This window comes from Acidimangrovimonas sediminis (genome assembly GCF_002871005.1).
GTDB classification, from domain to species: Bacteria; Pseudomonadota; Alphaproteobacteria; order Rhodobacterales; family Rhodobacteraceae; genus Acidimangrovimonas; species Acidimangrovimonas sediminis.
The window spans coordinates 148,470-173,850 of record NZ_PHSN01000004.1; the positions used below are offsets into that span (position 1 = coordinate 148,470).

The window sequence follows — 25,381 nt, forward strand, 5'->3', positions numbered from 1 at the left end:
CGTCTGCCTTGGCGACGCCGCCCAGACGCCGCCGGGAAGACCCGCCAGGAAATGGAAACGAGGGAAACGGAAACGCGCATGGATCAGATGCAGGATCGCCCCCCGCTGACCAGCGGTCCGCCGCAGAAGTGGGATTATCAGAGCCTGACCGCCTTTCGTGGCATCGCGGCGCTTCTCGTCGTGTTCTACCATTTCTCGGGCGGCTTCACGCCCGGCTTCGATCCGGGAAAGTTCACCGATTTCGTCGAGGAGAGCTATCTTTGGGTAGATTTCTTCTTCCTTCTCAGTGGCTTCGTCCTGGCCCATGTCTACAGGGAGCGGTTCGCCCCCGGGATCGGGGGACGGGCCTACCGCGGTTTCCTCGTGGCGCGGCTGGCGCGGATCTATCCGTTGCACGTGACTTTGCTGGCGGCCTTCGTGGTGTTCGAGGCATTCCGCGCGATGGTGGTGGATGGCGGCCTCGTCCATGCCCAGATGGCCCCCTTCGCGGGGGCCCGCAGCCTGCCCTCGCTGCTGGTCAGCCTTAGCCTGTTGCAATCGACGGGGATCGAGAACGTGCTGGGATGGAACTGGCCATCCTGGTCGATCGCGTCGGAATGGTTCGCCTACCTGCTGTTTCCGCTCCTCGTGCTGGCCGGTTCGAAGATGGGTACGCGCGCGGGAATTCTGGCCGCGCTGACCTGCGTCCTGGGTTTGTGGCTGCTGTCGAAGGATGGCGGCGCGCATCTGGACCGGACGGCGGATTTCGGCGTGCTGCGCTGCCTGTGCGAATTCTCGTTGGGGATGCTGATCGAGGCGGCCCTGCATCGCATGCGGCGCGCGGGTGGCGCGGGCGGGGCAGGGTGGCTGGACCGGGGCTGGGTGGCCGCGGCCCTGCTGGTCGCCATTGTGGTGGGGATGCACGAAGGCTGGGACGCGATCGCGTTCCCGCCGCTGATGGCCGCGTTCCTGCTGTGCCTCGCGCTGAACGACCGGCGCGCGGGGCGGTTCGCGCGGGCGCTGTCGTGCCGGCCGCTCCTGTGGCTCGGGGCGATCTCCTACGCGATCTACCTTTGCCATGCCCTCGTGCTGGTCTCGGCCGATCTGGTGAGCAAGCTGCTTGTCGGGCACAAGGCGGGGGTCGGGCTGGGGCCGGGCGCCTCTCTCGTCGCGATCGCGCTGGCCTATGCAGTGATCCTGCCGCTTGCGCATCTGCTGCACAGGTTCGTGGAACGTCCGGCACAATCTGCGATGAAGGGCAGCCGCCTTGCCCGCCGTTTCGTGTCTGGCGCGGGGGCGCGGGGTGCCGCCGCGCTGGCCGGTCCGGCGCCCGATCGTGCCCCGGTCCGGGCTCAGGCGCGGTTCGACGGTGGCCGCTGAGCGGCCCGTGAACGTCCTGCCGTTCGGCAGCAAAACGGGGGCCGCGATCCGTTGCAGCCCCCGTCGTGTCTTGTTGGCCGTGGCCAGGATCAGTCGGCGGCGACGGCTTCCTGGCGCTGGCGGCCAAGGCCCTCGATCTCCAGCTCCATCACGTCGCCCGGCTTGAGGAAGCGTTGCGGCTTCATCCCCATGCCGACGCCCGAGGGGGTGCCGGTGGCGATCACATCGCCGGGTACGAGATCCATGAACCGGCTCATGTAGGAGACGATCTCCTTCACGCCGAAGATCATGTCGGAGGTGTTCGAGCCCTGCACCCGCTCGCCGTTCAGGCTGAGCCAAAGGTCGAGGTTCTGCGGATCCGGCACCTCGTCGGCGGTCACCAGCCAGGGGCCGGTCGGGCCGAAGGTGGGGGCCGACTTGCCCTTGATCCAGGTGCCGCCACGTTCGATCTGCCATTCGCGTTCCGAGACGTCGTTGATCGTGCAATAGCCTGCGACATAGCTCAGCGCGTCTTCCTCGGACACGTTGCGCGCAAGCTTGCCGATGACGATGCCCAGCTCGACCTCCCAGTCCGACTTGACCGACCCGCGCGGAATGATCACCGGATCGTTCGGCCCGGACAGCGCGCTGGCCGCCTTCATGAACAGGATCGGTTCCTTCGGCGGCTCGGCCCCGGTTTCGGCGGCGTGCTTGGAATAGTTGAGGCCCACGCAGTGGAAGCTGGGCACCGAGGCGAGGCACGACCCGATGCGGCCCGGATCGGCCACCAGCGGCAGGCTTTCCGGGTCGATCCCGCGCAGCGCGTCAAGCGCCTCGATCGCGACGCCTGCCCCGGCGAAATCGGCACATTTCCCCGAGAGGTCGCGCACCCCTCCGCTGGCATCCAGCATCCCCGGCTTTTCCTGGCCTTTCGGGCCGAACCGCAACAATTTCATCTCACGCCTCCTCGCGACAGTACCGGCAATCTCCGGCCCCCTCTTTCGATCACAAGCCCGGGGCGGGGGCAACCTTGGTATACCAAATTGCGGGCGGGCGGGGCCGAGGGCCGTTGCACTCGGCGCAGGAACGGGTACCAATCGGCGCGTGGAGATCCGAACGAGGGGAGAGGGACGGATGGATATGCCGAAGAATGCCTTCAAGGCGGCGATCGGGGCGGGCAGGCGCCAGATCGGGATCTGGACGTCCATCGCCGAACCGGGCTCGGTCGAGATGCTGGCCGGCTGCGGCTACGAGTGGATGCTGATCGACACCGAGCACACCACCACCTCGATCGCGACGGCCCAGCAGATGCTGCAGGCGGTCGCACCCTATCCCGTCAGCCCGGTGGTCCGCCCCGGCTGGAACGACCCGGTGGAGATCAAGCGCCTGCTGGATGCCGGCGCGCAAAGCCTGCTGATCCCCTATGTCCAGAACGCCGAGGAGGCCCGCGCCGCCGTGGCCGCGGTGCGCTATCCGCCGCAGGGCTTTCGCGGCATGGCCGGCATGACGCGGGCCAGCCGCTGGGGCGCGGTCGACGGCTACCTGGCCAAGGCGGCGGACGAGATCTGCCTGCTCGTCCAGGTCGAGACGGCGGAGGCGCTCAGCCATATCGAGGAGATCGCGGCGGTCGAGGGTGTCGACGGCATCTTCATCGGGCCGGCGGACCTGTCCGCGTCGATGGGCTATCCCGGTGACCAGAAACACCCCGAGGTGAAGCGCACGATCCTCGAGGCGACTGCGCGGATCCGCAAGGCCGGGCTGCCGCCGGGCATCCTGTCGACCGACCAGGAGTTCCTGCGCGAGGCCGAGACCGCGGGGGCGCAGTTCATCGCGATCGGCATCGACACGGAAATGCTGCGCGGCAACGCCGTCGCGCGCCGCAAGCTCTGGGCCGACTGACCGGTGACGGGCCGCCCTCTGGCGGCCCGCCGCCCTTCCTTGTGGAAATGCTCCGCGGGGGCTTGGTGTACGAACGCACGTGAAACACCCGCTGACGGCCTCCGGGGCCGGCAATCGCAAAAGCCGCAATCGGAAAAAACTGGCCGCCTGCGCTGGCATAACCCTGCGCCACGGCGCAGGATGCGCGCGAAAAGACCGCGAAACGACTCGGTGAAACGCGCAATATGCCAACGCCTTCCACGACCGCGCTGACCCCGGGCGGGCAGCCGCAGGGCGCCGCCCCGACGGCCCGTGCCCCGTTGCCAAGTTCCGCCTTTCTTGCCGTGATGCTGTCGGCGGTGGCGCTGTTGGAACTCGCGGGGCGGGCGACAGGGAACGGGGTTCTGCAGCAGGCGGCCTGGGTGGCGATGGGGGGCGTGGTGCTGGGCAGTCTGCGCCGCATCGGCCTGCGCGAGACCTACCTTCTCAGCCTGTCCGCCGTGCTGTCGGCCCTCGTTTTGTGGCATGCGAAGGACGCGGGCAAGGTGCTTTCGGGCGCGCTTGACCAGGCCTCGTTCCTGATGGCGTTCATCCTGCTTCTCGGTCTATTGCACGAGACCGCCTCGACTTCGCCCTCGGTCGCGGCCTGCGGGGAATACCTGACGCGGCAGCCCCCGGGGCGGCGGTATTACGTGCTGAACCTCGGCACCGCGATCCTTGCCGTGCTGTTCAACCTTGGCGTCGTCAGCTTCCTCGTTCCGCTGATCCAGAAGGGGATCGAGAAGGCCACCCCGGGCGACGCGCTGAACCCGGTGCGCGAGCGGCGCCAGGTCTCGGCGCTTCTGCGCGGCTTCGCGTGGTGCGTGATCTGGTCGCCCACCGCGATCGCCCCGCTGGCGCTGGTGGAGCTTATTCCCGGCGTGAACCGCCTGTTGTGGATCGAGTACGGTCTGGCCGTCTTCGTGCTGATGCTGATCCTCGGCGCGCTGGAAGACAGGATCCGGTTCCGCAGTTTCCGCCCGTCGGGCAAGCGGGTGGCGGCGCCGTTTCCGGTGATTCCGGCGCTGAAATTCGCGGCGGCCTGCGCCTGGCTCTTCGGGATGGCGGCGATCGCGATGGAGCTGTCGCACAATACCGTGATCTTCGGGCTCATGCTGGCCTGTCCGCTGATGATGCTGGGCTGGCTTGCGGTGCAGTTCGGTGCGCCCGCGCCCGGGGCCGGCACCGCGATGCGCGCCCGCCTCGGCGCGATCCTCGGGCGCGGGGTGCCGCATAGCGCGCCGGTCGCGATCACGCTGGCGAGCTCGGGCTACATCGGGGTTGCGGCGGCGTCGCTGGTTAATGCGCCGGCGCTGGCGCAGCTTCTGCATCTCGACGGCATTCCGCAATACGTCCTGTTGTCGATCCTGCCGCCCACGCTGACCGTGATCAGCCTGCTGGCGCTGTCACCGATCATGCTTGCGGTGTTCTTCGGCTCGCTCTTCGCGGCACTGCCTCAGATGCCGGCCGACCCCACGCTGATCGCCTTCGCGATCTCCTGCGGCTGGGCGCTGTCGATGACCTTTTCGCCCTTCGCGACGGTCGTGCTGATGGTCGACCGGGTCGGCGGCATCGCCCCCCGGCGCCTGACCTGGGGCTGGAACGCCGTCTTCACCCTGATCTGTGCGATCGCCCTGGTGCCGGTGTTCTGGGTGCTGACCGGCGGGCATTAGGGCGGCGGCGCCCGGACGCCGGGGTGGGGCCGGGGGCGGAGCCTTGGCATGACACATGCTTGACGTGCGGCGCCGATAGCGTCACCCCGGTAGGCGGACGCGACACGACAGACGCGACAGGCAAGACGCTATAGGCCGGAACAGGGGGAGAATACGGTATGATAACAGGCACCTTGCGCCGCTTCGCGGGGTTCTTCGCGGTTGCGGTCCTGACCCTCATGTTCCTTGCCGCGGTGCCGCTTTCGCCGTGGTTCTGGCTTGCCGCCGCCGCGGGGGGCTGGCTGACCGTCCTCGGGGTCTACGACATCATGCAGTCGCGTCATTCGATCCTGCGCAACTATCCCGTGCTCGGCCACATGCGGTTCCTGTTTGAAGGCATCCGCCCCGAGATCCGGCAGTACCTGATCGAAAGCGATGTCGAGGAGGAGCCGTTCTCGCGCGACAGCCGCGCCATCGTCTACCAGCGCGCCAAGGGGGTGGAGGACAAGCGCCCCTTCGGCACGCGCGAACGGGTCTACGAGGCGGGCTATACCTGGCTTACCCATTCGGTGCAGCCGCTGCACCTGGCCAATTCCGACTTTCGCGTCACCATCGGCGGGCCGTCGTGCAGGGTTCCCTACGATGCCTCTCTCTACAACATCTCGGCGATGAGCTTCGGCGCGCTGTCGGCCAACGCGATCGAGGCGCTGAACCGGGGCGCCAAGATGGGCGGGTTCGCCCATGACACCGGCGAGGGCGGGATATCGCGCTACCACCGCGCGGGCGGCGGGGATCTGATCTACGAGATCGGTTCGGGCTATTTCGGCTGCCGCAATCCCGACGGGTCGTTCTCGACCGAACGGTTCGCGGAACAGGCCGCCAGCGACCAGGTGAAGATGGTCGAGATCAAGCTGAGCCAAGGCGCCAAGCCAGGCCATGGCGGGATGCTGCCGGCGTCGAAGATCTCGCCCGAGATCGCCGAGGCGCGCGGCGTGCCGATGGGAGAGGATTGCGTCTCGCCGCCTTCGCATTCGGCCTTCACAACGCCCGCCGGGCTGATGGAGTTCATCGCCACGCTGCGCGAGCATTCGGGCGGCAAGCCGGTGGGGTTCAAGCTGTGCATCGGCCACCGGCGTGAGTTCATGTGCATGGTGAAGGCGATGATCGAGACCGGGATCGCGCCCGATTTCATTGTCGTCGACGGCAAGGAGGGCGGCACCGGTGCCGCACCGCTGGAATTCGCCAACCACGTCGGCATGCCGCTGACCGAGGGGCTTACCTTCGTGCACAACACCCTGCGGGGCGCCGGGCTGCGCGACCAGATCCGTATCGGGGCCGCGGGCAAGCTCATCTCGGCCTTCGACATCGCGCGGGCCTTTGCGCTTGGGGCCGACTGGGCGAACTCTGCCCGGGGCTTCATGTTCGCGCTGGGGTGCATCCAGGCGCAATCGTGCCACACCAACCGCTGCCCGGTGGGCGTGGCCACGCAGGACAAGCTGCGCCAGCGCGCGCTCTACGTCCCCGACAAGGCCGAGCGCGTCGCGCGGTTCCACCGCAACACGATGAAGGCGCTGGCAGAGATGGCGGGGGCGGCGGGCCTTGAGGATCCGCGCAACTTCCAGCCGCGGCATTTCATGCAGCGCGGACCCGATGGCGAGATGGTCGAGGGCAGCGAGGCCTGGGGCTACCTGCCCGAGGGCTTCCTGATCGCTGGCGAAGGCGGCGATGCCGACTACCTGAAACGCTGGGCGCGTGCTTCGGCCTCCAGCTTCGCCCCGCCGGACTGACCCGGCGCGGTGGGCAGGCGGCTTCCCGGGGATCAGAACTGGCGCGAGAGTTGAAGCCCCACGGCGTGGCTTTCGGCATCCGGCCCGAAGGTGCTCGAATAGTGCATGTTCACCTTGAGCCCGCCGATCAGCGCCATGTTGACCCCGACCCCCAGCGTCACCTGGTTGGTCCCCGCCTGCGGCAGGCTGAGCAGCCAAGCCTCGCCGTTGGAGAGCTGATCGTAGCCGATGTCGGTCGCCACGTCGCGGTTGAAGAGATGGTGAAAATCGACCTGGAAGAAGGGTGAGACGGTGCCGAACGGGTGGCTGTTGTCGATACTGCCGTGGAGGCCCAGGTCGAACTCGCTCGCGCCGAAGGACTGGGCGCCGTAGGTCAGCGACTGACCGGGCTGATCCGCGGTGGTCTCGAACCCGTTCAGCTCCCCCGCGACGGAGCGGAGGCTGCCGTAGGAGGTCAGCCGCCAGCGTGGCGCGGGGATGGTGTAGCCCGCCTTGATCTCGCCGAAGGCCTGGCTGCCGGTGCGTGACCCCCGGGCGATGCCGCCGTCGAAGGTGCGGCGGGAGTCGAAGCCCAGCAGGCCGTAGCCCGCGACCACGTCGACGAAGCGGTTGCTGCCGGCATCGAAGGAGCCGTAGACCATCGCGGTGCTGTTGCGGCCGCTGGTATTGCTCACGTCGTCGCAGATCGAGACCTGCCCGTGTCCGTACCCCAGCGCGAAGCCGAGGATGGCGCGCGGGTTCATCTGGTAGTCGAGGCCCAGCGTCAGCCCGTTCGAGGCAAGGTCCACCGCACCCGCCGAGCCCAGGCTGATGTTGCCGCCGGCCCAGAGGCCAAGGCGCTGGCCCAGCAGGTTCTCGGGCGCGGTCGTCTTCTTCAGGATCGGCACCGTGGCGCCGCTGATCACCTGCGTCTGGCCCGGCACCTGTTCGGCGTCGGTCCAGGACTTGCGCTTGACGACCGGGGGCAGGGCGAACTTCATCCCGAAACTGTCGGTCGGCCGCCCGCTGCTGCGCAGCGTGGTCAGATGTGCCAGCACGTTGTCGCCCTGGGTCTGGGAGAAGGCGATGGCCATGCCGTTCTGCGAGGAGACGATGCCGCTGACCTCGGGCATCTCGGTCGGGTCTGGCAGGACGAGCGCGCTTGCCCCGGCGCTGCCCGCACCGGTGGTGGCAAGCGTCAGCGCAGCCAGAAGGCTGCGCAGCATCGTCCGGTCAGGGAGGAGGATCCCGATCGTTGCCATGCCCGTTTTCCCGCCTGCAGCGTGTTCGGAGAAGGGGCGCGTCCGCGGCGGGGGCGCCCTATGTCCTGCGATGCAGATTCGTCTTAGAAAGTTGCCTGTCTTGGGGTTCAGGAAACTACGGGACGGGCCTCATATGGCAACAGGGTTGTTGGCCTGTGCCCGGTCACTTTTTTCCCGCGGCGGGGGAGGCGCGGCGTTTGCGCAACGCGTGACGGGCGCATCCCGGGGGAGCGCCTGAATTTTCGCCGCCTTGCCCATGTCACGGGCATCGGTGTGCGGGGGCGGGGTCTGCGTCCTGAAAAACGAAAAAGGCGCCCCGCTGGGCGCCCAGTATTCGGCCTGTGGCTGGCCGCCGTTTCCGGCCTCTGCGGCTGACCGGGGGCAACGGGCGCCCCCGGGGGATCAGCCGGTGCGATCAGGCAGCCGGATCAGGTGCCGAGATCAGGCGCCCCAGGTGCGGACCGGGCCGCAATCCATGTGGACGAAGTCCGAATGGGTGTATTTGCCGACGCCGCCCGCCCGGCACGCCAGCGCAGCGCGGTAGATTTGCGCGACCGAGCGCGACTGAAGCCGGAGGTCGGCCGCCTCGCCCTTCATGTGGAGCGAGTGCTTGGCCACCCCGCGCGAGCGCGAGCGGAGCATGGCGTTGGTCTGCGGCGAGCGGTAGCCCGAGAGCAGCATGTAGCTTTCGTCGATGTCGAGAAGGGCATGCGTGGCGGCAACGATGTCGATGGTGCGTGCGTCGATCCGCTTGACCGTGTCGGTGCGCCAGTCGCGCATGAAGTAGGTGATCTCGTCCAGCGCCTCGGGGACGTACTTGCCGTCGACCCAGTAGATCGTGTCGATGCTTTCGCCCGTCCGGCCCGAGTACATCTTGAGCCTGCGAATGTCACCCGCGCCGCGCAGGAAGCCGAAGGCGTTTGCATAGGTCGGGGCGGCCACCACGCTGGTCATCGCAAATGCGCCCAGCAAGCCACGCCGAGTGAGGCCCGTTCTCTTGTCAGTCATTAGGATCGCCTGTCCAGTTCTGCTTGTGTCGATGGCCCCGTTACGCCGAGGTCTATCGTCCGTCCGTCTCATCCCCAGATGTGCACCTTGTATGCCACAATAGCCGTGAGTTCCCAACATGGAGTTCCCGCAATTCCGCACTCTATACAGGCATCGGCAAAAATTTGCTTAATCCGAAAGCAGTAGGCCCTATGCGGCGGGGGCAGGTGGTGCCGCGACCGCTGTGCCGTTGCACGGGCGCGTGCGGTGCGATCGGCACTGCCGCGTGGCAGGGCGTTGCGAAACTGCGACAGGCGGAAGGCGACCGGCGCCGCGCCATGGACACGCCCGGGGAAAACCCCAAATGTCCCTTGATGGGTTTATACATTTCCGAGGTCGCCATGCCGATCAGTGCCCCCGAAGACCGCCGCGTCGCGGTGTCCGCTCCGTCCCGCGGCCGGTCCCGGCTTGTTGTGGCCGGTGCGGTCTGCGCCGCCGTCGCGCTGGCACCGGCGATCGCCGGCGCCCAGGCCGTGTCCGCCCCCGCGGCGGACGCCGGGGTCACGCTGTCCGCGCCGGCGATCACCGGCGACCAGGTTTCGGCCCCGGTTGCGGCCCCCGCCGCCGACCCCGTGGCCGCTCCGGTGCTCAGCCCGTTCCACCAGGCCCTTGCCGCCGCGGTGGGCAGTGACAAGGTACTGGCCGAGTTCTACCAGGCCCGCGACTGGAAGCCGCTCTGGACCGGGATGGGAGACGCCGGCCGGCGTCAGGCCTTCTTCCAGGCGATCTCGACGGCGGCCGACCAGGGCCTGCCGCAGGAACGCTATGACCCGAGGATCCTGGCCCAGGCCTTCCGCGACGTGCAGACCGAACGGGATCGTGGCCAGCTCGAGGCGCGGATGAGCCGCACCTTCCTTGACTGGGCGCATGACGTGCAGACCGGGGTATTGCGGCCGGCCTCGATCTCTTCGGCCCTCGTGCTTACGGTCCCGCTGCGCGACCCGCTCAAGACGATCGAGGCCTTCGCGTCCTCGGATCCGGCGGGTTACCTTGCCAAGCTGCCGCCGCAGATGCCGCAGTACCGCCGCCTCGTGAAGGCCAAGATGGACATGGAGCGCCTGATCGCCGCCGGTGGCTGGGGTCCGACGGTGCCGGGGCGCAAGCTCAGCCCCGGGGACAATGGCCCTGACGTGGTGGCGCTGCGCAACCGCCTGATCGCGATGGGCTACCTCGGGCGGACCAACGCGGCGGGCTATGACGGCCAGCTTCAGGCCGCGGTACAGCTGTTCCAGGAAGATCACGGCCTCGTGCCCGATGGCGTTGCCGGGCCGGAGACGCTGGGCCAGATCAACGATTCCGCCGAGGACCGCCTGAAATCCATCGTCGTCGCGCTGGAACGCCTGCGCTGGCTGAACATGCCTTGGGGCAAGCGCCACGTCTGGGTCAACGAGGCCGACTTCACCGCGCGCGTCGTCGATGACGGCAAGACCACGTTCGAGACCCGCGCCGTGATCGGGCGCAGCCAACTTGACCACCAGAGCCCAGAATTCTCGGACCAGATCGAGTTCATGGTGGTGAACCCCTACTGGAACGTCCCGCGCTCGATCGCGACCAAGGAATACCTGCCGCAGCTGCAGCGCAACCCGAACGCCGTCAGCTATCTTCAGGTGGTGAACGCGCAGGGCCAGGTGATCGACCGCAACTCGGTCGACTTCAACCAGTACACCAAGAACACCTTCCCGTTCGAGATGAAGCAGCCGCCGTCGTCGCGCAACGCGCTGGGGCTGGTGAAGTTCATGTTCCCCAACAGGTGGAACATCTACCTGCACGACACGCCGTCGAAATCGCTGTTCTCGCGCAACACGCGCGATTTCAGCCATGGCTGCATCCGCCTGAACGACCCGTTCGACATGGCCTATACCCTGCTTGCCCCACAGACGAATGACCCGAAGGCGGTGTTCAAGGCGGCGCTGAACACCGGCAAGGAGCGGACGATCATGCTCAAGACCCCGGTGCCGGTGCATCTGACGTACTTCACCGCCTGGCCCACGCCCAAGGGCGGGATGGAGTATCGCCGCGACGTCTACGGCCGCGACGCCCTGATCTTCGAGGCGCTGCAGAAGGCCGGGGTGGCGCTCGACCCGCTTCGGGGCTAAATCTCCGCCAGACGCAGTGGCAGGGTGCATGCCCTTCCGCGCGTGCCCCGGGGCCGGCCGCCTTGGCCTGTGGCCCGCGAAGGGGCGCATTGCCAGCACAGCACCAGGGGCGCGGGCCCCGAGGAGAGACCGATGAGCCATAGCATCCAGGAGATCGCGGCGGCGCTTGACGCCCGTGTCGAGGGCGACGGCAGCCTGATGATCCGCCGCCCGTCCGAGCCCGCGGCGGCCGGGCCGGAGGATCTCGCCCTTGCCATGGATCCGCGCTACGCCGAGGGCCTGTCGCAGGGCCGGGCGCAGGCGGCGATCCTGTGGGACGGCGCCGACTGGCAGGCGCTCGGCCTGAAGGCCGCGATCTTCGTGCCGCGGCCGCGTTACGCCATGGCCGGGCTGACCCGGCTGATGGATCCCGGTCCGGCCATCGCGCCGGGCATCCACCCGATGGCGGCGATCGACGCGACGGCCGAGATTGGCGAGGGCGCGGCGATCGGCCCCTTCGTCAGCATCGGCCCAGGCGCGAAGGTCGGGCCGCGCGCCCGCATCGCCTCGCACGTGTCGATCGGCGCGGGGGCCATCGTCGGCGCCGACGCGATGCTCCTGGAAGGGGTGCGGATCGGCCATCACGTGCGGATCGGCGACCGCTTCATCGGCCAGCCGGGCGCGGTGGTGGGGGCCGACGGCCTGTCCTTCGTCACGCCCGAGAAGTCGGGGGTCGAGGAGGTGCGCGAGAACCTCAAGGACCGCACCGAGATCCGTGCCCAAAGCTGGACGCGCATCCATTCTCTGGGCTCGGTCACGGTCGGCGACGACGTGGAGCTTGGCGCCAACACCTGCGTCGACCGCGGCACGATCCGCGATACCGTCATCGGCTCGGGCTGCAAGATCGACAACCTGTGCCACATCGCCCACAACGTGGTCATGGGGCGCGATTGCCTGATGGCCGCGCAGACCGGCATCGCCGGGTCCACCCGGATCGGCGACCGGCTGGTGATGGGCGGGCAGGCGGGCATCGCCGACAACCTCCAGATCGGCAATGACGTGATCTGCACCGCCGCCGCCAAGGTGCTGTCGAACGTGCCGGCGGGGCGCGCGGTCATGGGCTATCCGGCGATGAAGATGGAAACCAACATCGAGGCCTACAAGGCGCTGCGCCGGCTGCCGCGGCTGGCGGCCCAGGTGGCGGAGTTGCAAAAAGCTGTTTCAAAGGGTGGCTAGGGTCGGTACACCGGCCGCGAGGAACAGCACAGGCGCAGGGGAGAGGGCAGTCAGATGGCGGAGAACATCCGGAACAGGGTGATCGCGATCCTCGCGGAACAGGCCGTGCTGGAGCCGTCCGACGTCAAGATGGATTCCACCCTCGAGACGCTGGGCATCGACAGCCTGGGCCTCGTGGAATCGATCTTCGCGATCGAGGAGGCCTTTGACGTAAGCGTCCCCTTCAACGCCAACGAACCCGAGAAGAGCGCGTTCGACATCTCCTCGGTCGCGGCCATCGTTGCGGCGGTCGAAACCCTCGTGGCGGACCAGAAGGGTTAGGCGTGCACCGGGTCGTCATCACCGGCGCCGGCACGATCAACGCGCTCGCACATGACGTGAAGGGCACGCTCGAGGCCTTCCGCGAAGGGCGCTGCGGCATCGGCGCGCTGGACATCCGCGATGTCGAGCGGCTGTCGATCCGGATTGGTGGCCAGGTTGCGGACTGGGATCCCGAGGCGCATTTCAACCGCCAGCAGATCACCCTCTATGACCGGTTCACGCAGTTCACGTTGCTCGCCGCGCGCGAGGCGATAACCCAGTCCGGCCTCGATTTCGACGGGCGGCTCGGCTACGAGGCCGGCGTCGTGCTGGGCACCGCGGGCGGCGGGCTGACCACCTCGGACGAGAATTACCGGGCGGTCTACGAAGAGGGCAAGAACCGGGTGCATCCGCTGGTGGTGCCGCGGCTGATGAACAACGCGGCCACCAGCCACGTCTCGATGGCCTGGAACCTCAAGGGGCCGTCGTTCACCGTGGCCACGGCCTGCGCCTCGTCGAACCACGCCATGGGCCAGGCGTTCCAGATGATCCGCTCGGGCATGACCAAGGTGATGGTCACCGGCGGGTCGGAAGCCATGCTGTGCTTTGGCGGGATCAAGGCCTGGGAGGGGCTGCGCGTCATGTCGCGCGACGCCTGCCGCCCGTTCAGCGCGAACCGCAACGGCATGGTCCAGGGCGAGGGCGCGGGCGTGTTCGTCTTCGAGGAATACGAACACGCGCGCGCCCGCGGCGCCGAGATCCTGGCCGAGGTGGTGGGCTTCGCCATGACCTCGGACGCGGGCGATATCGTCATGCCCTCGATGCAGGGCGCCGCACGGGCGATCTCGGGCGCGCTGCGCGACGGGCGGATCAACGGCGACGAGGTGGGCTACATCAACGCCCACGGCACCGGGACGGCCGCCAACGACAAGACCGAATGCGCCGCGGTGGCCGATGTCTTCGGTCACCATGCCGACAACCTGATGATCTCCTCCACCAAGTCGATGCACGGCCACCTGATCGGCGGCACCGGCGCGGTGGAGCTTCTGGCCTGCATCATGGCGCTGCGCGACGGCATCATCGCGCCGACCATAGGTTACGAGGAATTCGACCCGGAATGCGCCCTCGACGTCGTACCGAACGCGGCGCGCGAGGCCCGCGTCGATGTCGTCCTGTCGAACGCCTTCGCCTTCGGCGGCCTCAACGCCGTGCTGGCGCTCCGTAAGGTCTGAGGCGCCCCCCTCTACCGGCCCGCTCCGCGCGCACTCCCCCTTTCATTGTTCCCCAAATACGCGAAAACACGGCCCCCGCAGCCACGCCGCCCGCATATCGCGCGCCCCGTAACGCAAGACGCCGCCCCGTGGGGCGGCGTCCATTCCCATATCCGCCCGGCAAAGCGCCGGGACGGAACCTGGGGCGATATCAGTTCTTCTTCGGCTCCAGCGACGGCACCGCCGGTTTCGGCGCCGGCGCCGGGGTCGCGGTGGCCGGGGCGCCGCCCTGGGGCACGCCGCCCATGTTGATGCCGTTCTTCTCGTTGTTGGAGGCCACCTCGTCGAAGCCGGCGGTGAAACCCTTGAGCGAGATCGGCAGGTCCAGCGGCTGGCGCGGATCGGCGGCCGAGACGATCTCCATCGTGCCCTTGGCGCCCTTGCGGTAGCCGTCGAGATCCGCCTGCGTCAGGCCGATTCGCGCAAAGCAGCCGACCGGGTTGCACAGCACGAACGGATAGCGCTTGGCGCCCGAGCCGTCGATCGCGATGGTCAGCTGCTGGGTCAGCAGCGTCTCGAGCGGGGTGATGATGGTCGCGCCGGCGACCGCCTGGCCGCCCTTGGGCAGCGGCACCATGATCATCTCGGCGACCGGGTTCTTCTTCTCGTCCTTGAGAAGCTGGTAAAGCTCGCAGGGGTCCTTGTTGTCCTTGGTGTGGAAACACCGCACGGTCCAGTCGCCCTGCGTGTCCTTCACGTACATCTTGCCCTCGACGTTCTCGCCCATCGACAGTCCGGGCCCGGCGTTGGCGCCGCCCTTGGCGTCGGAAGACGGGGCGCCCGAGGCATCGGCCGGGGCCTTGGTGTCGGGGGTGCTGCTCTGCGCCAGCGCGGTCTGCGCGAAGGGCAGGGCGAGCGCGAGGGTCAGGGCCAGGGTCAGTTTCGACATGAATGCTCCGATCGAATGTGGAGGGTTTGCGGGGGTCTAGCACGCGTTCCGGCGGATGTCAGGGGCAATTCCGGGGACAGCGCGACGGGCCCGGGCGGATTCCCGCCAAAGCGCGCCCGGGCCCCGGTCAGACCGCCTTGCGCGTGTGGTCTGGATTGTGCACTCTCCCTTTGCGGGAGAGGTGCGGCGCGGTCCGTGCGGAGGGGCGCAAGCTATTGGCGCGACAATGAAAAAGGGCCCACGAAGGGCCCTTTTCCGTTGTATTTCTTGCTCCCCGTCGGACTGGCCGACTTTGTATTGCCGTGACGCTATTGCCTTGTCACCCGCACGTCAACCGTGAAATTTCGTGAACGATCGGGCCCTTTACAGGAAAAGGGCCGCGTCCCACGCGGGGACGCGGCCAGTCTGACAGGGAGGAAGTCATGACCGGGGCCAAAAGCCTTCCGGTCGAGACGAGAGTGGCGCATAAAGGTTAAGAATTCATTTGCTAACTTTCGATCGAGGGTCCGTGAACGGCGCCCCGATCCGGTGCAGGACGGGGGACGAGATGGGCGAGGGTAAGACGGGCAGCCAGAAGCGCGACCAGATGCGGAGCCAGACAGGCGGTATCTTCGTCGGCGGCGGCGGCGAGGGCTACGCGGCGGCGCAGGAGCTCTTGCTGAAATTCGGCAACCGCCATGGGCTGATCGCGGGCGCCACCGGCACCGGCAAGTCGGTGACGCTGCAGATCCTGGCCGAGGGGCTGTCGGACGCGGGGGTGCCCGTGTTCCTGGCCGATGTGAAGGGCGATCTTGCGGGGCTCGCGCTGTCGGGGTCGGAGACGTTCAAGCTGCACGAGGCCTTCACCAAGCGGGCCGAAACGATCGGTTACACGGATTACCATTACCGCGCCTTCCCGGTGACCTTCTGGGATCTCTACGGCGATCAGGGTCACCCGATCCGCACCACGGTAAGCGAGATGGGGCCGCTGATGCTGTCGCGCATGCTCGACCTGTCCGAGGCGCAGGAGGGCGCGATGAACATCGCCTTCCGCCTGTCCGACGAGGAACAGCTGCCGCTTCTCGATCTCAAGGACCTGCAGGCGCTGCTGGTCTTCATCGGCGAGAATGCCGACGACATCTCGCTGCGCTACGGGAATGTCGAGAAGGCGACGATCGGGGCGATCCAGCGCAAGTTGCTGGTGCTGGAGAACCAGGGCGCCACGAAGCTGTTCGGCGAACCCGCGCTGGAGCTGTCCGACCTGATGCGCACCGATCCCGACGGGCGCGGGCGGATCAACATCCTTGCCGCCGACAAGCTGATGAATTCGCCCAAGCTTTACGCCACCTTCCTGCTGTGGCTGCTGTCCGAGCTGTTCGAGGAACTGCCCGAGGTCGGCAACCCCGACAAGCCCAAGCTCGTGTTCTTCTTCGATGAGGCGCATCTGCTGTTCGACGACAGCCCCAAGGTGCTGATCGACAAGGTGGAGCAGGTCGCGCGACTGATCCGGTCCAAGGGGGTGGGGGTCTATTTCATCACCCAGAACCCGGCCGACGTGCCTGAGGACATCCTCGGCCAGCTCGGCAACCGGGTGCAGCATGCGCTGCGCGCCTTCACCGGCAAGGACCGGCGAGAACTGAAGCAGGCGGCGGAGAACTACCGCGACAATCCCCGGTTCTCGATCGAGGACGCGATCAAGGAGGTCGGCACGGGCGAGGCGGTGACCTCGTTCCTCGAGGACAAGGGCGTACCCGGCGTGGCCGAACGCACGCTGATCCGGCCGCCGGCCTCGCATCTGGGCGCGATCACGCCGGATCAGCGCGAGGCAGTCATCGCGGCGTCGCCGATCGCGGGAAAATACGACACGGTGGTGGATCGCGACAGCGCGTACGAGCGGTTGCAGGCCCGGGCCAAGGCCGCCGCGGACGAGGCCGAGAAGGCCGCCGCGGCCGAGGCACCATCGGGGTCGGCCGCGCAGCTCGACGAGGCGTTCAACTCGGCCCGGCGCTACAACCCGCGGGCGGGGGGCGCATCGTCGGGCGCGTCGAAACGGATCTCCTCGTCGCGCGCCAGCCGGTCCGACAGTATCGGCACCGCCTTTGCCAAGAGCTTCGCACGGCAATTGGGCAGCCGCTCGGGCCAGGCGCTGGTGCGCGGGATCCTCGGCTCGCTCTTCAAGGCGCGCTGACGCGCGGTCCAGGTCGCTGACGCGTAACTTAGGGCGCCGACGGCGCGGCCTGCCGGCGCCTTCCGCCCGACCACAGCGCCCAGGCCAGGAGAGCGGGGATCAGGATGCCCAGGCTCATCGGCAGGGCACTGTCGCTGCCGCCGAGCGCCACGCAGGCCGAGACGGTGAAGGCCATGCCGAACTGCACCGTTCCGAGCAGGGCCGAGCCGGTGCCCGCCCCCTCGCGCGCGGCGGCCATGGTGATCGCCATCGCATTGGCCGACAACAGCCCCACCATGCCGATCGACAGCCAGAGCGGCACGACCAGCAGCCACAGCGACCCGGTGCCCGAGGCCAGCGCCAGCAAAGCCCCCGCCAGCACGTAGAGCGGCAGCCCCGCGCCGAGGATCCGCGCGGCGGTGAAATGGTCGAGCAGGCGGTGGTTGAGCTGACCGAAGAGAAACAGCGCCGCCGCGATCACCGCGAAGGTCAGCCCGTAGGCGAGGCTGTCGAGGCCGAACTCCCCCTGGAACACGCCCGAGGATCCGGTGATGAACGCGAACATCCCGCCCTGCACCAGCCCCGCCACCAGCACCGGCACGGCATAGTCGCGCCGCCGCAGCAGGCCCCCCGCGGTCCGTGCCGCGCTGCGCATCGGGTTGCGCAGGCGCGCCGCTGGCGGCAGGGTCTCGGGGATCACCGCGGCGGACAGCACCAGCGCCACGATCCCGACCGCCAGCATCACGACGAAGATCGACTGCCAGCCGAAGCCCTGGAGCAGCAGGCTTCCCAGCGTCGGCGAGATGATCGGCCCCACGGTCATGAGCATGACCAGAACGGTCATCGCCTTGGCCGCGCGCTGCCCGTCGTAAAGGTCGTTGACCACGGCGCGGCCGACGACCATCCCGGCGCAGGCCCCGATCGCCTGAAAGAACCGCAGCGCGTCGAACAGCACGACGTCGCGCACCAGCGGCAGCAGCGCCGAACACAGGGCATAAAGCGCGGTCCCCGCCATCAGGGGCGCCTTGCGGCCGAAGCTGTCGATCATCGGCCCCATGATCACCTGTCCCACGCAAAGCCCCAGGAAGAACAGCGACAGCGACAGTTCGGTCGCGGCATGGCTGGTGTGCAGCGCATTGGCGATGGTGCCGATCGCGGGCAGGTACATGTCGGTCGCGAGCGGCGGAAAGATCGACAGCAGCGCAAGGATCGCGGTGATCGCCGCGGCATGGCGGCGCGTGGGCTGGTAGGGGGGTATATGAGGCATCTGACGTTGGGATCCGGGGCCGGGAACGGGGTTTGTGGACTTGCGTACACAATATTGCTGGACTTGTGTCCACAATCAACCCGGTCCAGAATGTTTCAGGGCCAGGGATCTGCCCCGTCCGGAGGAGGAGAGATGGAAGAGACAGTCGAAGACAGCGGCACCGCACCGGGCCGCGCCCATGGGGAGGGCGCGGAGGCAGGGCCTTCTCCCGCAGAAGGCAGCGCCACGCACGGGCCCCGGCCGCAAGCGACCCGCCCGCACGCTGGCCGCCCCCACGGTGGAGGCCGCCCGCGCGATGCCGAGGCGGGCGACGCGCTGAAGGCCGCTGCGCTGCGACTGGTGCGCGAGCGCGGCTATGCCCGCGTCACCACCGCCGAGATCGCGCGCAGCGCCGGCGTGGCGCGCCAGACCCTCTACAACCGCTGGAACAGCAAGGCCGACCTCGTCCTCGACGCGGTGTTCGAGGCGGCGGTGCGCAGCGATCTCGCCGTGGCCGGCCCTGACCCCCTCCGCGACGACTTTCCGGCGCGTCTGCGGCGCTTTCTCGAGGGGGTGTTCACCCGTATCGCGGGCGATGGCGACAGCCTGCGCTCGCTGATCGCGGCGGCGCAGGACGCCCCGGAGTTCCGCGCAGCCCTGCACGAGCGGCTGGTCGCGCCGCGCGAAGCGATCGTGACGGCGCTGCTGCGCGAGGCCCAGGTCGCGGGGCAGCTTGCGCCGCGGCGTGACCCGGTGATGCTGTCGCGAATGATCCACGGCGCCTTCTGGTACGCGCTGCTGAACGGCCAGCCGCTGGACGCGGAACTTGCCCGGGCGATCACCGCAGAGGTCTTCCCGGCCTGAACCTGAGCCTTAACCTGAGCCTGAGCCTGAACCGGGTCAGGGACCGGGCGCGCGACCGGGTCAGAGCAGGCAGGTCAGAGCGGGCGGATCTTCAGCCGGGTGATCCGGTTCTCCTTGCGCGTCAGCACCTCGAAGCGGAAGCCGTGGAAGGAAAACACCTGCCCCTCGGCGGGGATCATCTGCGCCTCGTGGATGACGAGGCCGGCAATGGTGTTGGCCTCGTCGTCGGGCAGCGACCAGTCCATCGCGCGATTGAGGTCGCGGATCGTGGTGGCGCCGTCGATCGTGTAATCGCCCGCCTCCGAGGGCTTGAAGGGCTGGGCGTCGTTCACGTCGAACTCGTCCGTGATCTCGCCCACGATCTCCTCGAGGATGTCCTCGAGCGTGAGCAGCCCCTGGAGCGAGCCGTACTCGTCCACCACCAGTGCGAAATGCGTGTGGCGGCGCAGGAACTGGCGCATCTGCTCGTCGAGCGAGGTGGTCTCGGGCACGAAATAGGGTTTCATCGCGACTTTGACGACGTCGAGATCGGCGATCCGTTCGGGAGTACCTTCCTTGCCGCGCACCAGCCGGTGCACCTCGCGGAACAGGTCCTTGGCGTGCATGACGCCGATGATGTTCTCGCGCTCGCCGCGGAAGACGGGTAGCCGGGTGTGCGGCGAGGTCAGCGCCTGGCTGACGATCTGGTCGGGGGTGGCGTCGGCATCGACCATCTCGATCTCGGACCGGTGCAGCATGATCTCCTCGACCGTGCGGTCGGAGAGGTCGAGCGCGCCAAGCAGACGGTCGCGATCCTCCTTCTCCACCGCGCCCTCGGAATGGCCAAGCGCGATCGCGCCTGCGATCTCCTCGCGTCGGCCCAGGAGCTGGCTGTCGGGATCGGCCTTGACGCCGAAGAGCGACAGGAGCATCCGCACCAGTGCCCGGATCGCGGCGACGATGGGCGAGAAGACGATGATCACCACCCGCACCGCCGGGGCGACGCGCGCGGCGGCGGTTTCGGCATTGGTGATGGCATAGGTCTTGGGCAACACCTCGGCGAAGATCAGCACGAGGAAGGTCATGACAAGTGTCGCCAGCGCCACGCCCGAGGGCCCGACAAGCCGCGTGAGCAGCGAGGTGGCGAGCGAGGCGGACAGGATGTTCGTCAGGTTGTTGCCCAGGAGCACCGCGCCGATCAGCCGCTCGCTGTCCTCTGTGACCTTGAGCGCGCTGTCGGCCCCCGCGGATCCCTTGTCGGCCTGCGCCCGCAGCTTCGCGCGCGAGGCAGCAGTCAGCGCGGTCTCGGAGCCCGAGAAGAACGCCGACATGACCAGCAGCAGCACGATCGCGCCCGCGATGATCCAGAAGGTGGTGTCGAGATCGGCAGCCATGGCAATGTCCTGAAACGTCGGTTCGGCGCCCACCTTATGCGAAGCCGCGCGCGGCGATGCAAGCGGCGGGGGCGCTGCCCCCTGCACCCCCCGGGATATTTCCACTCAGAAGAAGACCAGGGCCTGCCTTTCTTCTGAGTGGAAATATCCCACGGGGGTGCGGGGGTGTGAAACCCCCGCGGATGCGGTGGGTGCGGGGGTGTGAAACCCCCGCGGGTGTTCCCTCAATCGCGGGCGAGGGGGTGGTGGTCGAGGACGAGGCTTTTCAGGCGTTCCTCGAGCACGTGGGTGTAGATCTCGGTGGTGCCGACATCGGCGTGGCCGAGAAGGGTCTGGATCGCGCGCAGATCGGCGCCATGGGCGAGGAGGTGGGTGGCGAAAGCGTGGCGCAGCACGTGCGGCGTGACCCGCGCGGGATCGAGGCCGGCGGCGGCGGCGAGCGACTTTATCAGCAGGAAGAAGGCTTGCCGCGTCATGTGGCCGGCCTTGCCGCGGGCCGGGAAGAGGTGGCGGCTGGCGGGTTTCGCGCCCGGGCCGGCGGCGGCGAGGGCGGCGTCCTCCGCGGTGTCGCGCAGGCGCAGCCACGCGGCCAGCGCGGCACGGGCGGGGGCGGAGAGCGGGACCATCCGTTCCTTGCCGCCCTTGCCCAGCACCAGGAGCATCCGCGGATCGCCCCGCGCCGCGGAGACCGGGAGCGAGACGAGCTCGCTCACCCGCATGCCGGTGGCGTAGAGCAGTTCCATCAGGCAGATGTTGCGCGGGCGGTCGGCCTCGGGGCCCCAGTCGCGGGCGGCGGTGAGGAGCGCCTCGACCTCGGCCTCGGACAGAGTCTTGGGAAGGCGGTTGTCGCGCCCCGGGCCGGTGATGCGCAGCGCCGGGTTGTCGCTGCGCCAGCCGTCCTCGTAGGCGAAGCGGTAGAGTTGGCGGATCGCCGAGAGGCGCCGCGCGCGGGTGGCGCGGCTCAGCCCCTCGGCGTCGCAGGCGACGAGGTAGGCCTCGATCCGGGCGCGGTCGGCGGTGGCGAAGTCGCCGCCGTGATGGGCCAGCCATCCGGCAAAATCCTTGAGGTCGCGGCCGTAGCCCAGCACCGTGTTGCGGGCCGATCCGCGCTCTGCCGATTGCGCGTCGAGGAAGGTGGAGATCCAGCGGTCCATGCCGGAGGGGCCGCGCGGGGCGGAGCCGGTCATCGCCTCAGCCCCGCCGGTCGAGCAGCATGAGCTGCAACGCCGTGCGCCGGGCCACGTCGACCAGCCCGACCTTGAGGAGCAGCGCAAGCCCGCCGGTCACGCCGGCAAGGTCGCCCTTGGCGCCGTTGGTGATGCCGCCGATCGCGTTCAGGATCGCGGCGCCGAGCTGCTGGTTCGCGACGAGGTCGGCAAGGTCCTGCGGCACTGGCGGCGGCTCGGCGAAGGCCTGCGCGATGGCATGGCCCATCGCGTTCGGTGCGGCATCGACCGAGGGGTGGCCCTGGGCCAGCGAGGCGAGGAAGCGGTCGCGCGGAGTGGGCGCAGGCAGCGTCTTCGACAGCGCCTCGTAATCCTTGGACAGGAGGGCGATCTCGAACCGGGCCTGGGCTGCCTGGCCGGTCAGCCGCAGCTTGGCCAGCCGGTCGGCATAGGTGCGCGCGAAGGGCACCTCGAGCTCCGCCTCGCGGAAGCTTTTCCACGCTTCGGGCAGCGCCATCTCCACGGCGCCCGCATTGCCGCGCTTCAGCGCATCGTCGAGCATGTGCACCCGCGCCACACGGTCCCAGACCCCGCCCGAGGCGGCGGCCTCGTGTTCGCGGTAGAGCGCCCAGAGACGGTTGGCGGGAATGGCGCCGGTGCGGGCCAGCCGTTCGGCCGCGTCCAGCTGGCTCTTCCAGCCGATGTTCTCGCGCAGGTCGGCCTGGGCGAAGGCGATCGGCAGGGTGGTGGTGGGCATCGGCTCCCCGATCGCCTCCATCATGCGCCAGACCAGCGGCGAGGGGCGCGCGGGCGGCGGCATGGGATCGCTGTCCTCCTCGAGCGCGGGGTCGAGGAAGCGTCCGAGGAGGTTCGCCATGTCGCCCTTGACGAAACCGAGCGCCTCGGCCGTCTTCAGCGTCAGCGCTGCGGCCGACCAGTCGCCGTTGCGCGCCAGGCAATAGATCCGCGCGGGGAAGGTGGGGGCGACGTCGGGCTGCGCCTTCATCTGGGCGCAGGCCTGCGTCTCGTCGCCCAGCAGCAGCGAGACGTCGAACTTGCGGCGGAAGAGGTCGGCCCGCCCGGTCCCGGCGAGTTCCAGCAGGGCCTGCGCCTGGTCGAGCGCGCCCTCGTCGAGCAGCCGGTCGATCCGGGCAAGCAGCAGGCTGCCGTCGCCCGTGCTGTCGTCGGGCGCGTCGACCTCTGCCAGCAGCATCTCGGTGAACAGCGATTGCAGGGCGGGCAGGGTGTCGAGATCGGTGCCCCGGATCAGGCGGATCAGCTGCGCGGTCGGGGTCTTGCCCCAGAGACCGCGGGGAAAACCGGTGGTGCGCACCGGCAGCAGCCCCACCGCGTCGAGCGCCGGACCCTGGTTCAGGACGGAGGTCGACACAGCCCCCGGCAGGACGCCGGGCGTGCCCGCGGGCACCTGCGTCTTGGGCGCGGCGGGGGTCGTGACGGATTTCGACAGCCACTGGATCGCCGACATCGGCTTGCCCGAGGGATCGAGGCCGTGCCCCGCGTCATCCGTCTTGCCCAGGGTGGCGGCCCCGGCACCGGTGCCGCCGGTCGCGGGCAGGGATTGAGCCCCCGCCGGAGGAGTGAAAAGCACCACCGCGAGCGCCCCGCAGGTCGCCAGCGACATCGCCGTCCCAAGGACGGCGACGCGCCGCGCCCGGACCCGGGCCGACGCCCCGGCCCAGCCCCGGATCGCGGCTGGCGCGGCGCCGCCCGTCAGGGACCCGCGACGGTCACTTGGCATCCAGCGTCACCGGTTGTTCCACGGTCTGCTCTCTCGGTTTCAGGGTTCCCGGCCAGTAGGCATAGCCAACGAAGGCTATGGCCCCCAGCACGATCAGGATCACGATCAGCTTTGCCAGACGTCCCATCAATTCCTGCCTTTGCGTTTTGCCTTGTTTTTCGGTTTTTCGGCGTCGGACCGCCTGTTTGACCGCGATCATATATGGCATTCCGGGGGAATTCACGCCATGGAGGGCACAAAGTTTCTGTGACTTCAGACGTCGGCGGAGGCCTGCCAAGTGGCGTGGCACTTGAAGAAGACCATCGTGATGGTGGGCATGATGGGCGCGGGCAAGACCGCGGTGGGGACCCAGCTGGCGCGCCACCTCGGCGCGCCCTTCCTCGATTCGGACGAAGAGATCGAACGCGCGGCGATGATGTCGGTCGCGGAGATCTTCGCCCGGGACGGCGAGCCGTTCTTCCGCGCGAAGGAAACCCAGGTCCTGTCGCGGCTGCTCGACGGAACGCCGGGCGTGCTGTCGACCGGGGGCGGGGCCTTCCTCGCCGAGAAGAACCGAGAGATGATCCATGCCCGGGGCGTCTCGGTCTGGCTGCGCGCCGACCTCGGGCTGCTGTGGAACCGGGTCCGGCACAAGACCTCGCGGCCGCTCCTGAAGACCCCCGATCCGAAAGGTACGCTGGCCGCGCTCTACGAGGCGCGGGTGCCGATCTACGCGCTTGCGGATGTCGCCGTCGACACCGGCGCGGATTACGCCATCGACGAGATGGCGCTCAAGGTGGCCGAGACGCTGGCGCGGCTCCGGCCGGATGTTCTGGAAAGGGATGAGGATGGCTGAGACCGAGGCAGTCGGCGTCGCGCTGGGGGAACGCAGCTACGAGGTTCGCATCGGGACAGGCCTGATCGACCGGGCCGGGGCCGAGATCGCGCCGCTACTGGCGCGCCCGCGGGTGGCGGTGATCACCGATGAAACCGTGGCGGGGCTGCATCTCGACCGGCTCCGCGCCGGGCTGGAGGCCGGGGGCGTCGCAATGTCGTCGCTGGCGCTGCCGCCGGGCGAGGGGACCAAGTGCTGGGCCCGGCTGGAACAATCGGTCGAATGGCTGCTGGCCGAGAAGGTCGAACGGCGCGACGTGGTGGTAGCCTTCGGCGGCGGGGTGATCGGCGACCTGGCGGGTTTCGCCGCCGCCGTGCTGCGCCGGGGCGTGCGCTTCGTGCAGATCCCGACCTCGCTCCTCGCGCAGGTCGACAGCTCGGTCGGCGGGAAGACGGGGATCAACTCTCCCGCCGGCAAGAACCTGGTGGGCGCCTTCCACCAGCCCTCGCTGGTGCTGGCCGACATCGGCATCCTGGAAACCCTGCCGCCGCGCGACTTTCTCGCGGGCTATGGCGAGGTGGTGAAATACGGGCTCCTGGGCGACGCGGCCTTCTTCGACTGGCTGGAGGGCGCAGGACCGGAACTTGCCGCCGACCGCGACCTGCGCGCCCGTGCCGTGCGGCGCTCGGTCGAGATGAAGGCCGGGATCGTCGCGCGCGACGAGACCGAGCAGGGCGAGCGCGCGCTCCTCAACCTCGGGCACACCTTCTGCCACGCGCTCGAGGCCGCGACCGGCTATTCCGACCGGCTGCTGCATGGCGAGGGCGTGGCGATCGGCTGCGCGCTGGCGTTCGAGCTCAGCCAGCGGCTGGGCCTGTGCGCGCAGGAAGCGCCGAGCCGGGTGCGGGCACACCTGCGCGCCATGGGGATGAAGGTGGATATCGCCGACATCCCGGGCGATCTGCCGGATGCGGAGGGCCTGCTTGCGCTGATGGCGCAGGACAAGAAGGTCGTCGACGGAAAGCTGCGCTTCATCCTCGCCCATGCTATCGGCGCGGCCTTCGTGGCCGACGACGTGGACCCGGCGGTGGTGAAAGGCGTGTTGTCCGACGCCCTGCGCGGGCGGTGAGGACAGGAGCGAGGGGCCGTCTGCCCCTCGCGCTCCCCGAGGATATTTTCACTCAGAAGAAGGGACGGAAAGCAAAGAGCTCTCACTGCCTTCTTTCTGCTCGAAAATATCCCACGGGGGTCCGGGGGTGT

20 protein-coding genes and 1 pseudogene are annotated in these 25,381 nt (G+C 68.7%); 12 read left to right on the forward strand and 9 right to left on the reverse strand.

What is annotated here, in order from left to right; all coding sequences use genetic code 11:
• The first annotated feature begins 78 nt into the window (after positions 1 to 78).
• Positions 79 to 1,359 carry an acyltransferase family protein gene (locus CVV76_RS02950; RefSeq protein WP_158243088.1) on the forward strand — a complete coding sequence of 427 codons (1,281 nt, stop codon included), beginning with the start codon at positions 79 to 81 and terminating at the stop codon, positions 1,357 to 1,359.
• Positions 1,360 to 1,448: 89 nt separating this feature from the next.
• Here CVV76_RS02950 and CVV76_RS02955 read toward each other — a convergent pair whose 3' ends face one another.
• Positions 1,449 to 2,294 (reverse strand): fumarylacetoacetate hydrolase family protein, encoded by an 846-nt coding sequence (locus CVV76_RS02955; protein ID WP_102223131.1) that lies wholly within the window; start codon positions 2,292 to 2,294, stop codon positions 1,449 to 1,451.
• Between the two features lie 178 nt (positions 2,295 to 2,472).
• Here CVV76_RS02955 and CVV76_RS02960 point away from each other — a divergent pair, with 178 nt between their 5' ends.
• From CVV76_RS02960 to CVV76_RS02970, 3 genes are all read left to right on the forward strand, one after another.
• Complete coding sequence (locus CVV76_RS02960; RefSeq protein ID WP_102223132.1) at positions 2,473 to 3,237, forward strand: HpcH/HpaI aldolase family protein; 765 nt, start codon at positions 2,473 to 2,475, stop codon at positions 3,235 to 3,237.
• A 224-nt stretch (positions 3,238 to 3,461) separates the two neighbouring features.
• Positions 3,462 to 4,928 carry a hypothetical protein gene (locus CVV76_RS02965; RefSeq protein WP_102223133.1) on the forward strand — a complete coding sequence of 489 codons (1,467 nt, stop codon included), beginning with the start codon at positions 3,462 to 3,464 and terminating at the stop codon, positions 4,926 to 4,928.
• A 158-nt stretch (positions 4,929 to 5,086) separates the two neighbouring features.
• Complete coding sequence (locus CVV76_RS02970) at positions 5,087 to 6,694, forward strand: FMN-binding glutamate synthase family protein (RefSeq protein WP_102223134.1); 1,608 nt, start codon at positions 5,087 to 5,089, stop codon at positions 6,692 to 6,694.
• A 32-nt stretch (positions 6,695 to 6,726) separates the two neighbouring features.
• On the opposite strand, the gene CVV76_RS02975 is transcribed toward CVV76_RS02970, so the two are convergent.
• Together CVV76_RS02975 and CVV76_RS02980 are read right to left on the reverse strand one after the other, a co-directional pair.
• Positions 6,727 to 7,935 carry an autotransporter outer membrane beta-barrel domain-containing protein gene (locus CVV76_RS02975; protein ID WP_102223135.1) on the reverse strand — a complete coding sequence of 403 codons (1,209 nt, stop codon included), beginning with the start codon at positions 7,933 to 7,935 and terminating at the stop codon, positions 6,727 to 6,729.
• A gap of 441 nt (positions 7,936 to 8,376) precedes the next feature.
• Positions 8,377 to 8,943 carry a YcbK family protein gene (locus CVV76_RS02980; protein ID WP_102223136.1) on the reverse strand — a complete coding sequence of 189 codons (567 nt, stop codon included), beginning with the start codon at positions 8,941 to 8,943 and terminating at the stop codon, positions 8,377 to 8,379.
• Between the two features lie 380 nt (positions 8,944 to 9,323).
• Here CVV76_RS02980 and CVV76_RS02985 point away from each other — a divergent pair, with 380 nt between their 5' ends.
• The 4 genes from CVV76_RS02985 to CVV76_RS03000 all read left to right on the forward strand — a co-directional run bounded on the left by CVV76_RS02985 (position 9,324) and on the right by CVV76_RS03000 (position 13,825).
• A complete protein-coding gene (locus CVV76_RS02985; RefSeq protein WP_102223420.1) occupies positions 9,324 to 11,078 on the forward strand; it encodes a L,D-transpeptidase family protein in 1,755 nt (584 codons plus the stop codon).
• Positions 11,079 to 11,210: 132 nt separating this feature from the next.
• Positions 11,211 to 12,293 (forward strand): UDP-3-O-(3-hydroxymyristoyl)glucosamine N-acyltransferase, encoded by a 1,083-nt coding sequence (locus CVV76_RS02990; RefSeq protein WP_102223137.1) that lies wholly within the window; start codon positions 11,211 to 11,213, stop codon positions 12,291 to 12,293.
• Between the two features lie 54 nt (positions 12,294 to 12,347).
• Positions 12,348 to 12,614 carry an acyl carrier protein gene (locus CVV76_RS02995; RefSeq protein WP_102223138.1) on the forward strand — a complete coding sequence of 89 codons (267 nt, stop codon included), beginning with the start codon at positions 12,348 to 12,350 and terminating at the stop codon, positions 12,612 to 12,614.
• A gap of 2 nt (positions 12,615 to 12,616) precedes the next feature.
• Entirely contained in the window at positions 12,617 to 13,825 is a 1,209-nt protein-coding gene (locus tag CVV76_RS03000; RefSeq protein ID WP_102223139.1) for a beta-ketoacyl-[acyl-carrier-protein] synthase family protein, read from the forward strand.
• A gap of 190 nt (positions 13,826 to 14,015) precedes the next feature.
• Here the strand turns inward: CVV76_RS03000 and CVV76_RS03005 are convergent, their stop codons facing one another.
• Positions 14,016 to 14,753: an invasion associated locus B family protein gene (locus CVV76_RS03005; RefSeq protein WP_102223140.1), complete on the reverse strand. Its 738-nt coding sequence runs from the start codon at positions 14,751 to 14,753 to the stop codon at positions 14,016 to 14,018.
• Positions 14,754 to 15,300: 547 nt separating this feature from the next.
• Here CVV76_RS03005 and CVV76_RS03010 point away from each other — a divergent pair.
• Positions 15,301 to 16,920 carry a helicase HerA-like domain-containing protein gene (locus tag CVV76_RS03010; RefSeq protein ID WP_233192694.1) on the forward strand — a complete coding sequence of 540 codons (1,620 nt, stop codon included), beginning with the start codon at positions 15,301 to 15,303 and terminating at the stop codon, positions 16,918 to 16,920.
• 28 nt (positions 16,921 to 16,948) lie between these two features.
• On the opposite strand, the gene CVV76_RS03015 is transcribed toward CVV76_RS03010, so the two are convergent.
• Complete coding sequence (locus tag CVV76_RS03015; RefSeq protein WP_102223141.1) at positions 16,949 to 18,166, reverse strand: multidrug effflux MFS transporter; 1,218 nt, start codon at positions 18,164 to 18,166, stop codon at positions 16,949 to 16,951.
• 132 nt (positions 18,167 to 18,298) lie between these two features.
• Here CVV76_RS03015 and CVV76_RS03020 point away from each other — a divergent pair, with 132 nt between their 5' ends.
• Complete coding sequence (locus tag CVV76_RS03020) at positions 18,299 to 19,009, forward strand: TetR/AcrR family transcriptional regulator (RefSeq protein WP_102223142.1); 711 nt, start codon at positions 18,299 to 18,301, stop codon at positions 19,007 to 19,009.
• Positions 19,010 to 19,083: 74 nt separating this feature from the next.
• On the opposite strand, the gene CVV76_RS03025 is transcribed toward CVV76_RS03020, so the two are convergent.
• The 4 genes from CVV76_RS03025 to CVV76_RS24895 all read right to left on the reverse strand — a co-directional run bounded on the left by CVV76_RS03025 (position 19,084) and on the right by CVV76_RS24895 (position 23,434).
• Complete coding sequence (locus CVV76_RS03025; protein ID WP_102223143.1) at positions 19,084 to 20,382, reverse strand: HlyC/CorC family transporter; 1,299 nt, start codon at positions 20,380 to 20,382, stop codon at positions 19,084 to 19,086.
• 224 nt (positions 20,383 to 20,606) lie between these two features.
• A complete protein-coding gene (locus CVV76_RS03030) occupies positions 20,607 to 21,569 on the reverse strand; it encodes a site-specific tyrosine recombinase XerD (protein ID WP_102223144.1) in 963 nt (320 codons plus the stop codon).
• Positions 21,570 to 21,573: 4 nt separating this feature from the next.
• On the reverse strand, positions 21,574 to 23,307 hold the full coding sequence (locus CVV76_RS03035; protein WP_146010237.1) for a hypothetical protein: 1,734 nt from the start codon (positions 23,305 to 23,307) through the stop codon (positions 21,574 to 21,576).
• Entirely contained in the window at positions 23,297 to 23,434 is a 138-nt protein-coding gene (locus tag CVV76_RS24895) for a hypothetical protein (protein WP_158243089.1), read from the reverse strand. Before CVV76_RS24895 ends, CVV76_RS03035 begins: the two co-directional genes overlap by 11 nt.
• Before the next feature lie 147 nt (positions 23,435 to 23,581).
• Here CVV76_RS24895 and CVV76_RS03040 point away from each other — a divergent pair.
• Together CVV76_RS03040 and aroB are read left to right on the forward strand one after the other, a co-directional pair.
• Positions 23,582 to 24,142 (forward strand): annotated as a pseudogene (locus tag CVV76_RS03040) (shikimate kinase); the annotation flags it as partial.
• Positions 24,135 to 25,250, forward strand: coding sequence for a 3-dehydroquinate synthase (gene aroB / locus CVV76_RS03045; protein WP_102223147.1), 1,116 nt, complete (start codon positions 24,135 to 24,137; stop codon positions 25,248 to 25,250). The pseudogene CVV76_RS03040 and the gene aroB, both read left to right, overlap by 8 nt.
• The last annotated feature ends 131 nt before the right edge of the window (positions 25,251 to 25,381 follow it).